Genomic DNA, 12,042 nt, shown 5'->3' with positions numbered 1-12,042 from the left:
CGAGAACCCTCCCAAGATATGACGTGGAACCATGCTCCTCAAGGAGTGTGGTTTTTTTCTGAAAATAAAGCATATTTGTTTCCTGTAACCGAAAAGGTTATAATAGAGTAGATTCTTAACATTAAACTTTAGAACTATTGGAGGCGAGCGTTTGCGATGAAAGCATTCGAATTTTATAATCCTACACAATTGATCTTCGGTAAAGGACAATTGGAGGCTCTCAAGCGTGAAGTTCCTAAATATGGTAAACGTGTACTGCTTGTATATGGCGGCGGCAGCATTAAGCGCAGCGGTTTGTACGATAATGTAATAAGTTTGCTTGGTGAAATTGGTGCAGAGGTAACGGAACTGGCTGGTGTAGAACCGAATCCTCGCTTATCTACAGTACATAAAGGCGTGGAATTGTGTAAAACACATCAAATCGACCTCGTTCTGGCTGTAGGCGGTGGTAGTGTGCTGGATTGTTCCAAAGCCATTGCTGTTGGTGCAAAATATGATGGCGACATGTGGGATTTTGCAGAGCGTAAAGCGGCCCCACAGGCAGCATTGCCATTAGGTACAGTTTTGACCATGGCAGCTACCGGTTCTGAAATGAATGCGGGTTCTGTTATTACAAATGAAAAAACACAGGAAAAATTGGGATGGGGTAGCGTATTTGCGTTCCCTGCGTTTTCTATTCTTGACCCTGTAAACACATACTCACTGCCACAAAATCAAACCGTTTACGGAATCGTAGATATGATGTCACATACGCTGGAGCATTATTTCCATTTGGAATCCAATACTCCGGTTCAACTTGGCTGGTGCGAAACGATTTTACGTACGGTCATGGATGCGGCTCCAGGTCTGATCAACGATCTGGAAAACTACGAGCTGCGTGAAACGATTATGTATTGTGGTACGATGGCGCTGAACGGCTTCCTGAACATGGGGCTGACAGGTGACTGGGCTACTCACAATATCGAACATGCTGTGTCTGCTGTTTATGATATTCCACATGGTGGAGGACTGGCTATTCTGTTCCCGAACTGGATGAAACACAATCTGCATGTGAAGCCTGAACGCTTCAAACAACTGGCCGTCAATGTGTTCCATGTAAACCCAGAAGGCAAGAGTGATGAAGAAGTGGCGCTGGAAGGTATTCAGGCGTTGCGTGATTTCTGGAACTCGATTGGTGCACCAAGCCGTCTGGCTGATTACGATATTGATGCGTCCCAGATCGATGTTATGGCTGATAAAGCTGTGAAATTCGGATCTTTTGGTGGTTTTAATAAGCTCAATCGCGAAGATGTAGTCGAAATTTACAAAGCATCTCTGTAAACTGATACTTGTATCATTTTAAGCACGTTTGTGCGTCATTCGACGTGCGAACGTGCTTTTTTGGGTTCAACGTGGGATTTTGGAGGAAAATTTTGAAACTTTTTAAGGTTGAATACGTAAACATAGTTATAGACTGGAAACCAGACTGAAAAGGTACATGGAAGGAGGAGTCGCATGGAAACCATATTTTGGTGGTTATTGGCAGGGGGCGCTATCTTTACCGTAGTCAGTGTGCTGATTGGAGATGTACTCGGTGGTTGGCTGGATGGTGCATTGGAGCTACCGAGCCTCGATTGGTTCAGACCTGTCGTTTTACTTGGAGCCATGACCGCTTTTGGCGGAGCTGGAGTACTGCTGACAAAGTATACTGGGCTGAGCATGGGGTGGGTCGTCGTGCTTGCTTTAGGGATTGCGTTTGTCATCGGAATACTCGTGTTCTTTGCGTTTATTAAACCCATGGCGAATTCGGAAGTATCCAGCGGCTTCTCCATGCGTGAGCTGACTGGCCGGATCGGTGAGGTCACCATTCCTGTACCTGAGGTTGGTTACGGGGAGGTTATGATCCGCTTGGGTGCAGGCAACACCATACATACAGCATCGAGCTTCGATCACAAACCGCTTGCTGCGGGAACCCGTATCGTCGTGGTTGAGGTCGCAGAGGGCGTCGTCCGCGTAGCGTACCTGGACACATAGACGGCGCATTCGCTTAACTTGAAGGGAGCGTGATCGGGAGTGTCAAATTTGCAAGATATTGTGTTGGTCCCTGGGATTGTTGTCATCGTTATCGTCATATTAGGGATCGCTTTTTGGGCCCGTTACAAAACGGTAGGACCGGATGAAGGGATGATCGTGACGGGCTCTTTTCTGGGAAATAAAAATATTTCCGAGGATGACTCTGGACGCAAAATTAAAATTGTACGCGGCGGGGGTGCCTTCATTTGGCCTATTTTCCAGCAGTCCGAATTCATCTCTCTGTTGTCCCATAAACTGGACGTAACCACACCGGAAGTGTATACGGAGCAAGGAGTTCCCGTGATTGCGGATGGTGTGGCGATTATCAAGGTCGGCAGTTCCATTGAGGATGTGGCTACAGCAGCCGAGCAGTTCATCGGGAAGCCATTGGAGGCTCTTAGAGGAGAGGCTCAGGAAGTGCTGGAGGGACATTTGCGCGCAATCCTCGGTTCGATGACAGTGGAAGAAGTTTATCGTAATCGGGATCGGTTTGCGCAGGAAGTACAGGGCGTGGCTGCTCGTGATCTGAAAAAGATGGGCTTGCAAATCGTTTCATTCACCATCAAAGACGTGCGTGATAAGCACGGATATCTGGATGCGCTTGGTAAGCCGAGAATTGCCGCTGTGAAACGGGATGCTGAGATTGCAGAAGCCGAGGCTGTGCGGGATGCCCGGATTCAGAAGGCGCGTGCAGAACAGGAAGGCCAGAAGGCCGAACTGCTGCGAGACACCAACATTGCCGAGGCCGCCAAGGAGAAGGAACTGAAAGTGGCATCGTTTAAGAAAGAACAGGATACAGCGAAGGCAGAAGCCGATCAGGCTTATCACATTCAGGAGGCCCGTGCCAAGCAGACTGCTGTCGAAGAGCAGATGAAGGTCGAGCTGGTGCGCAAAGAACGGGAAATTGATCTTCAATCCAAGGAAATACAGGTACGTGAAAAGCAATATGATGCGGAAGTGAAAAAGAAGGCAGAAGCCGATCGGTATGCGGTCGAGCAAGCGGCGGAAGCAGATAAATCGCGTAAAATGCGTGAGGCTGAATCGCTGCAATACTCGATTGAGACACAGGCTAAAGCGTCAGCTGAACAAAAACGTCTCAACGGGCAAGCAGAAGCAGATGCAGAACGCGCCAAAGGTACGGCAGACGCAGATGTCATCCGTTTGCGTGGACTTGCAGAAGCGGAGGCCAAGGAAAAACTGGCGGAGGCGTTCCAGAAGTTTGGAGAGGCTGCCGTGCTCGATATTATCGTGAAAATGTTGCCTGATCTGGCTGGACGTATTGCCGAACCGATTGCGTCCATTGATAAACTCACCGTAGTTGATACGGGAAAAGGAGAAGGAGCAGCGCGTGTCAGCAATTATGTCACCGAACTGATGGCTACGGCACCCGAGATGCTGAAGAGTGTATCCGGAATTGATGTGGAGCAGTTAATCAAGGGGTTGACCACGGGGAAAAAAGGCCTTCATTCCGTGCCGCCTTCCGGTGAAGCGAATAAGCAGCCTCTTCCAGCCTCGGTGGAGGTAGCGCTAACAGATAAAGAATAACGATAAGTCTTTGGGGAGCATTTATCCCTAACCAAAAGACCGCTTTTCATCACAGCATTTCCCGGCAATGTGATGAAAAGCGTTTTCTTTTTATTGACCTTTAGCCGAATATTTGGTACTTTAACGTGGATTCCTCTGAGCTTCATGCTATAATTCTTAGGATCAAGGTTCTGATAAAAGAGGTGCGGATGTGAGCAGCCTAAAAGTGGCCAAAGCGCTGAATAACAATGTGATTATAGGGATGCATCCCGAGCATGATGAGGTTGTCGTGATTGGAAAAGGAATCGGTTTCAATCGCAGACCCGGCGATCTTATGCCGTTGGATTCAGTTGAAAAATTATTTATATTAAAAAGCCATGAAGAACAGGAGCAATACAAACGGTTGCTTCCTGAGCTGGATGAAAAGCTCATTGAGGTCATCGGTGAGGTGCTTCATCTTGTTCAGCTTCAAGCAAAGAAGCCTCTAAATGAGCACATACTGATTGCTTTAACTGACCATATCGCGTTTTCCATCAACCGTCATAAACAGGGAATTACGATTCATAATCCGTTTTTGTATGAGACTAGGGAAATATATCCTCAGGAATACAAGATGGCTGAGCAGGCTGTTGCTTTAATCAGGGATAAGATGGATGTAGATCTGGGAGAAGATGAAATTGGATTCGTGGCCCTGCATATTTATAGCGCCATGACAAACCAGCATATCTCCGAGGTTAGGAAGGATTCTCGTCTGATTGCTGATATGGTTCAGGTTGTCGAGACGACACTGGATTATCGTATTCCTCTTCAATCTCTTGATTATTCTCGACTGCTGACTCATCTGAGGTTTGCGATTGAACGTGTGCGCCGGGGAGAAATTGTGCAGGAGATTTATCGATTGGACAAGCTTTTGAATGAGGAGTATCCGGAAATGTATATGCTGGCCTGGAAGCTCACGAAAATTATGGAGAAAAGACTCCGTAAATCTGTGTACCCGGCTGAGGTTAGTTATTTGACAATGCATCTGCAACGGTTGTCCCAACGCAAAGAGCAGGGGGAGCAACAAAAGTGATAAAACAAGATTAAAAAAGTATTGCCTCGCATTTAGTGGGGTGCTATAATCAATTCTGCAATGAGGAAGACAACAACTGAACATTTAACGTGTTACTGATTCGATCAGGCATGAGTTGTTTTAAGTTATGATTGTTTACAGCCTACTGGGGCAAGCTATATCCCAAGGTTGTTTTCAAACATACTTAAATCGGCTCATGCCTTTTTTGTTGTTTTGCCTCTGTTCTAAATTTCAGAGAAGGATGTGGAAGGTATGTTTAAAAAGCTTTTCGGCGTTTTACAGCGTGTCGGTAAAGCATTAATGCTTCCTGTAGCGATTTTGCCAGCTGCGGGGCTTTTATTGGGTATCGGTAACATGCTGGTCAATCCTGATTTTCTCCAGTACATTCCGGCATTAAATGCGGGCTGGGTTCAATCGGTAGCGACGATCATGATGAATGCCGGACAAATCGTTTTTGATAATCTGGCCCTGTTGTTCGCAGTCGGCGTAGCCGTCGGTCTGGCGGGCGGTGAAGGTGTAGCAGGTTTGGCTGCCATCATCGGTTACCTCGTTATGAACATTACTTTGGGTACAGCCGTGGGTGTCACACCTGGTCTGATTGCTCAAAAAATACCGGGTTATGCGAACGTGTTGGGTATTCCAACGCTTCAAACCGGGGTGTTCGGCGGGATAATCATCGGTATACTGGCCGCGGCCATGTACAACCGCTTTTTCAAAATTGAGCTTCCTTCGTATCTGGGCTTTTTCGCGGGTAAGCGTTTCGTTCCAATTGCAACGGCGGTGTCCTCACTGATTGTCGGACTTGCGCTAGTTCTGATCTGGCCTCCAGTTCAACAAGGACTTAACGCAGTATCTCACTTTATGGTGTATTCCAACCCGACTTTGTCGGCGTTCCTGTTCGGGGTTATCGAACGCGCGCTTATTCCATTTGGTTTGCATCACATCTGGTATTCACCGTTCTGGTTTGAGTTTGGTGAATATGTTAACAAAGCAGGTCAAACCGTTCATGGTGACCAGCAGATCTTCTTCAGCCAGCTTCGTGATGGAGTGGCGTTGACAGCAAGTACGTTCCAAGTGGGTAAATTCCCATTCATGATGTTCGGTTTGCCAGCAGCAGCGCTTGCAATGTACCATGAAGCAAGACCAGAACACAAAAAATATGTAGCAGGTATCATGGGTTCAGCAGCATTGACTTCTTTCTTGACAGGTATTACGGAGCCACTGGAATTTTCCTTCCTGTTCGTAGCTCCACTGCTGTTTGCAGTACACTGTATATTCGCAGGTCTGTCATTTATGACCATGCAAATTTTACATGTCAAAATCGGTATGACCTTCTCAGGCGGATTCATTGACTTCCTGATTTTCGGGATTATTCCAACCCGTACGCCTTGGTGGTATGTAATCATCGTCGGTCTGATTTTGGCAGTGATTTACTACTTCGGATTCCGGTTCATCATACGGAAGTTCAACTTGAAAACACCAGGACGTGAAGAAGCTACAGAAAATGTGGATGGTGCAGCAGCCGGTAGTAGTGATGAGCTCCCGCACAACATTTTGGCAGCTTTCGGTGGTTCATCAAATATCAAGCACCTGGATGCTTGTATCACACGTCTTCGGATCGAGGTTAATGAGAAATCGAACGTTGACAAAGCTCGTCTGAAACAACTTGGCGCATCGGGTGTCCTTGAAGTCGGCAACAACGTACAGGCAATTTTCGGTACACGTTCCGACACCATTAAAACTCAAATGGCTGATATCATGGCTGGACGTACACCTGCACCAGCTCCGGCGCAACCTGCTCCACAAGAGGAGAAGGAAGCTGGGGAAGAACAACAAACCATTATTGTAGAAGATATTGTAATGCCTGTTAACGGCGAATTGGTTGATATCTCGACGGTTCCCGATCCGGTATTTGCAGAACGTATGACAGGTGACGGCTTTGCGGTCGTGCCAAATGATGGAACGATTGTGTCCCCTGTTTATGGTAAAGTATTCAATGTATTCCCGAGCAAGCATGCGATTGGTATTCAATCCGATGGCGGTAAAGAAGTGCTTGTTCATATCGGGGTGAACACCGTGAAGCTTAAAGGCCAAGGATTTGACGTTTTGGTGAACGAAGGCGATCTTGTGTCAGCTGGCCAGCCTATTATGAAAGTAGACCTTGAATACGTGAAGGCAAACGCTAAATCCATCATTTCACCTGTCATTTTTACCAACCTTCCAGAAGGTTCTTCGGTAACTTTAAACAAAACTGGAGTATTGAAGGCTGGCGAAGATGGTATAATTACGATAAAATAAACTCTATGTGTTTCGGATTAGTTGATTAGGCGGCTTAGGCCGTCTGATCAATGATCTGGTATACTGCGTGTAAACAAATATTATCTTTAGGAAAGTGGGAGGAACAAATTATGCAAACAACTTTTAGAATTACGGATGAAGACGGTATCCATGCACGTCCTGCAACTGCACTGGTTAATACAGCTAACAAATTCAGCGGTGCTGAATCTTTTGCCGAAGCTAACGGTAAAAAGGTAACTTTGAAATCCATTCTGGGTGTATTGTCTCTGGGTCTGGAACAAGGTGATACTATTAACATTATCTGCGAAGGCGCTGAAGCTGCCGAAGCACTGAAAGCTCTTGAAAATGTAATCGTTAACGAAGGGCTGGGCGAAGTTCATGCTTAAAATTTCCGGGATTGCCGCTTCGGCAGGCATAGCCATTGCCCGGGCGTTTATCTTGGAGCATCCGAATTACGCTGTAGAGAGACGCGCGGTTGGTGATGTTGAAGCTGAAATCGCGAGATTGGATGCGGCTTTGGTACAATCTCAAACCGAATTGGAATCGATTAAGGAGAAAACGCTTCAGGAGCTGGGAGAGAAAAAAGCAGAAATTTTTGCATCTCACCTGCTCATCCTGAATGATCCTGAATTGATCGATCCGGTTAAAGCTAAAATCAGAGACGAGCAGCTTAATGCTGACTATGCTTTGAATGAAGTAGCTACACAGTTCATTTCCATGTTTGAAAACATGAAAAGTGCCTATTTGCAAGAACGCGCATCGGACATGCGTGATGTAACCAAGCGGATTCTGAATCACCTGCTTGGTGTTCATTTTGTTAGTCCTGCAGAAATTGCCGAAGAAACGATTGTGCTTGCAGAAGATTTGACACCTTCCGACACAGCTCAGCTGAACCGTGAATTTGTTAAAGGTTTTGCAACGAACATCGGCGGACGTACTTCGCATTCGGCTATTATGGCTCGCTCACTTGAAATTCCTGCAGTTGTGGGAACGAAAAATATATTGTCTCAAGCTAAAAGCGGCGATTTGATTATCGTTGATGGTTTGGATGGTCACGTATTCGTGAACCCTACCGAAGAGATTGTTGCGGAATACCGTGCTAAACAGGTGGCATACGACAAGCAACGCGAAGAGTGGCGCAAGCTGCGCGGCGAAGCTACAGTTTCTGTCGATGGTGTCCATGTCGAACTGGCAGCCAATATTGGTACGCCTAATGATGTAGCTGGTGTTCTGGACAACGGTGGTGAAGGCGTTGGCTTGTACCGTACGGAGTTCTTGTACATGGGACGCGATAAGCTTCCATCCGAAGAAGTACAGTATACGGCGTACAAAACCGTTCTGGAAAGAATGGAAGGTAAGCCGGTTGTAGTCCGTACTTTGGATATCGGTGGCGACAAAGAACTTCCTTATCTGGACCTGCCGAAAGAAATGAATCCGTTCCTCGGATTCCGTGCTATTCGTCTGTGTCTGGATCGCCAGGATATTTTCCGCACTCAATTGCGTGCTTTGTTGCGTGCGAGTGTGCATGGTAACCTGCGCATCATGTTCCCGATGATTGCTACGCTGAACGAATTCCGTGAAGCTAAAGCTGTTTTGTTGGAAGAAAAGGAAAAGTTGGTAGCCGAGGGTGTATCCGTATCTGAAGAAATTCAGTTGGGCATCATGGTAGAAATTCCTTCTACAGCGGTATTGGCTGACCAATTCGCAAAAGAAGTGGATTTCTTCAGTATCGGTACAAACGATCTGATTCAATACACAATGGCAGCGGATCGCATGAACGAGCGAGTTTCTTACCTGTATCAACCATACAATCCATCCATTCTGCGTCTGGTGAAAATGGTTATTGATGCCGCTCACCGTGAAGGACGTTGGGTTGGTATGTGTGGTGAAATGGCAGGAGATACAACAGCAATTCCGTTGCTGCTGGGTCTTGGACTTGATGAGTTCAGTATGAGCGCAACTTCCATTCTGCCAGCACGTAGTCAAATCTCCAAGTTGTCCCGTGCGGACATGGAAAAACTGGCTACAAAAGCTCTGGACATGCAAACAGCAGAACAGGTTGTTGAATTGGTTCAAAGCATCGAAGGCTAAGGAAGGGTATTACATTTCAAAGGTTATATCTTTTTCCAACAAAAAATTGCTGTGTACATACAGCAGCCGGTATCTATTTAGATACCGGCTTTTTTGCATCCTTTAAGTAGAATTTGTTTTTAACTGCATGAGCAATTCAGTACAGGTTTGCGGGCTGCGGTAGTTTCGTCCAATCGTGTGACTGGAGTAGTATATGGTGCATTGAGCACCAGCTCAGGGTTCTCTTCTGCTTCCCGCGCAATATGAATCATAGTGTCGACAAAAGCATCAAGTGTTTCCTTACTTTCCGTCTCCGTGGGCTCGATCATGATGCACTCCTCTACATTCAGCGGGAAGTAAATTGTAGGGGGATGGTAGCCGAAATCAAGTAGCCGTTTGGCTACATCAAGCGTGCGCACTCCAAATTTTTTCAAGCCTCGCCCCGACATTACAAATTCGTGTTTGCAATGTCCAGGGTAGGGCAGGTCAAAATGTGGAGCGAGCCGATGCATCATGTAATTGGCATTGAGCACAGCGCATTCCGATACACGCTTTAAGCCATCAGGACCGTAGCTACGGATATAGGCGTAGGCACGAACGAGAATACCGAAGTTGCCGTAAAAGGCTTTAACCCGTCCAATAGAATCTCCCTGTTCCCGATCCCAGTGGTACACCCCTTGCGGATCACGTACGACAAGCGGCTTGGGCAAATAAGGGATGAGCCGTTGCTTTACGCCGACAGGCCCAGCGCCGGGGCCGCCGCCGCCGTGCGGGGTACTCATCGTTTTGTGTAAATTGAGATGCACTACATCGAAGCCCATATCCCCGGGGCGGGTAATTCCCATGATGGCGTTGGAGTTCGCCCCGTCATAGTAGAGCAGACCACCCGCGTCATGCACGATGGCAGCAATGTCAGTGATTTGCTTCTCGAACAGTCCAAGCGTGTTCGGGTTGGTCAGCATGAGCGCAGCGGTGTCGTTGCCTACGGCTTGACGTAACGCATCCAGATCCACCAGCCCCTCAGGGGTGGAGGGAAGGGTGACTGTTTCGAAGCCCGCGACGGTTGCGCTGGCGGGGTTCGTTCCGTGCGAGGAATCCGGCACGAGCACCTTGGTACGTCGCTCACCACGTGCTTCGTGGTATGAGCGAATCATCATCAGCCCGGTCCATTCGCCATGGGCGCCCGCGGCGGGCTGAAGCGTGACGGCATCCATACCAGTTAATGCAGCCAAATCATTTTGGAGCGTATGCAGCAGCTCCATAGCACCCTGGATGCTCTCCTCGGGCTGATATGGATGGATTTTAGCGAAGCCTGTATATCGGGCGACATCCTCATTCACTTTCGGATTGTATTTCATCGTACAGGAGCCGAGCGGATAAAATCCGTTGTCCACGCCGAAATTGCGCCTGGACAAGGCGGTATAATGCCGAATAACGTCTACTTCGTATACCTCGGGTAATGCCGCAGGTTCACTGCGCAGCGCATAATCTGGCAAAAGCTCTGCCACCGGGCGACGGGGAACGTCGCACTCGGGAAGAGAATAGGCGATGCGACCCGGACGGCTCAATTCAAAAATGAGCGCTTGATCGTGTTCCTTCAACAGCCCTTGTTTCTGATCCTGGCCGGTGTGTGTCATAGCAATCCCCCCAAGGTGTGTACAAATTGGTCAATCTCTTCTTTGGTTCTTTGCTCCGTCACGGCAATCAACATGTGACCAGCAAGTTCCTCATAGTCCCGGCCCAAATCGTAGCCAGCGATAAATCCAGCAGCTAGCAACTCAGTCTGGAGTTTGCTCATATCCGTACCCTCAGGCAGTCTAAGGGCAAACTCGTTAAAGGTCGGTGCGTTAAATGAGGCAGTTACGCCCTTCAAGCTCAGCAATTGCTCTAAAGCATAACGGCTTTTATGCAAATTTAGCTCGGCTACTTCCTTGATCCCCTGTCTACCCATGACAGACAAGTATACAGATGCAGATAAAGCTAGCAACGCTTGATTGGAGCAAATGTTAGACGTGGCCTTTTCGCGGCGGATATGTTGTTCCCGTGCTTGCAAGGTCAGCACGAAACCGCGTTTACCGTTACGGTCAGTGGTCTGACCCACAATACGGCCGGGGATACGGCGCATATGTGCCTGAGAAACGGCAAAGTATCCACAGGTCGGACCGCCGAGAGAAGATGAGATGCCAAGTGGCTGCGCGTCTCCTACCACAATATCCGCGCCCTGTTTGCCGGGTGTCTCCAGCAAGCCAAGTGCCAGTGGGTTGGCGCTGACGACCAAAAGACCTTTGTACGCATGGATGAGATCAGCCATCGGCTTCAGGTTTTCCACGGCTCCGAAAAAGTTGGGGCTTTGGACCAAAACAGCCGCAGTCTGTTCCGATACGGCCGCCGCTAACGCATTAGCATCCGTTACGCCGTCCGAACAGCCGATCTCCACGATGTCCAAATCCAATCCGCGTGCATAGGCTGCCAATACCTGACGTGCCTCCGGATGGACGGACCTTGATACGATAAGCTGTTTACGGCGGGTAGCTGCGGCGGACAGTGAGCCCGCTTCCGCCAGTGCAGTCGCTCCGTCGTACATGCTGGCATTAGCTACAGCCATGCCCGTCAATTCGCAAATATACGACTGAAATTCGAAAATGGCTTGTAGCTCGCCTTGGCTTACTTCCGGCTGATAGGGGGTGTAGGCTGTATAGAATTCAGAGCGTGAAGTGATGTGCTGGATGACGGACGGAATATGATGATCATAAATTCCTGCGCCAAGAAAGCTGGCATGTGTGTCTGTATTGGCGTTGTGTCCAGCAAGCTCGGCCAAGTGGCGGGTTAAGGCTCTCTCGTCGAGTCGAGAAGAAAGAGGGAGTTCCCCTTGATATCGAATGGCCTCTGGAATGTCACTGAATAAATCATCGATGGATGAAACGCCGACCACACGCAGCATTTCGGTTTGATCCTGTTCAGTCATAGGGAGATAACGATGCTGCTTCATAGGTTCTGGCTCCTTTCGAAAAGCAAAATTTAAATCG

9 protein-coding genes are annotated in these 12,042 nt (G+C 48.1%); 7 read left to right on the top strand and 2 right to left on the bottom strand.

What is annotated here, in order from left to right; all coding sequences use genetic code 11:
- The first annotated feature begins 156 nt into the window (after positions 1-156).
- From ACWGXJ_RS18535 to ptsP, 7 genes are all read left to right on the top strand, one after another.
- Positions 157-1,320: an iron-containing alcohol dehydrogenase gene (locus tag ACWGXJ_RS18535; RefSeq protein WP_452567365.1), complete on the top strand. Its 1,164-nt coding sequence runs from the start codon at positions 157-159 to the stop codon at positions 1,318-1,320.
- A 174-nt stretch (positions 1,321-1,494) separates the two neighbouring features.
- A complete protein-coding gene (locus tag ACWGXJ_RS18530; RefSeq protein ID WP_061829262.1) occupies positions 1,495-2,013 on the top strand; it encodes a protease in 519 nt (172 codons plus the stop codon).
- A gap of 48 nt (positions 2,014-2,061) precedes the next feature.
- Positions 2,062-3,597, top strand: coding sequence for a flotillin family protein (locus ACWGXJ_RS18525; protein ID WP_061829261.1), 1,536 nt, complete (start codon positions 2,062-2,064; stop codon positions 3,595-3,597).
- A gap of 190 nt (positions 3,598-3,787) precedes the next feature.
- Positions 3,788-4,648 carry a glucose PTS transporter transcription antiterminator GlcT gene (glcT, locus tag ACWGXJ_RS18520; RefSeq protein ID WP_023989882.1) on the top strand — a complete coding sequence of 287 codons (861 nt, stop codon included), beginning with the start codon at positions 3,788-3,790 and terminating at the stop codon, positions 4,646-4,648.
- A 252-nt stretch (positions 4,649-4,900) separates the two neighbouring features.
- Entirely contained in the window at positions 4,901-6,946 is a 2,046-nt protein-coding gene (ptsG, locus tag ACWGXJ_RS18515) for a glucose-specific PTS transporter subunit IIBC (protein WP_061829260.1), read from the top strand.
- 110 nt (positions 6,947-7,056) lie between these two features.
- Entirely contained in the window at positions 7,057-7,332 is a 276-nt protein-coding gene (locus tag ACWGXJ_RS18510) for an HPr family phosphocarrier protein (protein ID WP_013372579.1), read from the top strand.
- On the top strand, positions 7,325-9,037 hold the full coding sequence (gene ptsP / locus ACWGXJ_RS18505; RefSeq protein ID WP_103049341.1) for a phosphoenolpyruvate--protein phosphotransferase: 1,713 nt from the start codon (positions 7,325-7,327) through the stop codon (positions 9,035-9,037). Before ACWGXJ_RS18510 ends, ptsP begins: the two co-directional genes overlap by 8 nt.
- A gap of 119 nt (positions 9,038-9,156) precedes the next feature.
- Here the strand turns inward: ptsP and gcvPB are convergent, their stop codons facing one another.
- On the bottom strand, positions 9,157-10,653 hold the full coding sequence (gcvPB, locus tag ACWGXJ_RS18500) for an aminomethyl-transferring glycine dehydrogenase subunit GcvPB (protein WP_069290177.1): 1,497 nt from the start codon (positions 10,651-10,653) through the stop codon (positions 9,157-9,159).
- A complete protein-coding gene (gene gcvPA / locus ACWGXJ_RS18495; protein WP_452567364.1) occupies positions 10,650-12,005 on the bottom strand; it encodes an aminomethyl-transferring glycine dehydrogenase subunit GcvPA in 1,356 nt (451 codons plus the stop codon). Before gcvPA ends, gcvPB begins: the two co-directional genes overlap by 4 nt.
- Positions 12,006-12,042 lie beyond the last annotated feature (37 nt).

It is taken from the genome of Paenibacillus sp. S33, assembly GCF_053615415.1.
Note: the sequence above shows the minus strand (reverse complement) of the source record. Positions and strands in the feature narration are given on the sequence as shown.

Coding starts and splice junctions, on each gene's coding strand:
- ACWGXJ_RS18535 (WP_452567365.1), top strand. CDS start 157: ATGAAAGCATTCGAATTTTATAATCCTACACAATTGATCTTCGGTAAA.
- ACWGXJ_RS18530 (WP_061829262.1), top strand. CDS start 1,495: ATGGAAACCATATTTTGGTGGTTATTGGCAGGGGGCGCTATCTTTACC.
- ptsG (WP_061829260.1), top strand. CDS start 4,901: ATGTTTAAAAAGCTTTTCGGCGTTTTACAGCGTGTCGGTAAAGCATTA.
- ACWGXJ_RS18510 (WP_013372579.1), top strand. CDS start 7,057: ATGCAAACAACTTTTAGAATTACGGATGAAGACGGTATCCATGCACGT.
- ptsP (WP_103049341.1), top strand. CDS start 7,325: ATGCTTAAAATTTCCGGGATTGCCGCTTCGGCAGGCATAGCCATTGCC.
- gcvPB (WP_069290177.1), bottom strand. CDS start 10,653: ATGACACACACCGGCCAGGATCAGAAACAAGGGCTGTTGAAGGAACAC.
- gcvPA (WP_452567364.1), bottom strand. CDS start 12,005: ATGAAGCAGCATCGTTATCTCCCTATGACTGAACAGGATCAAACCGAA.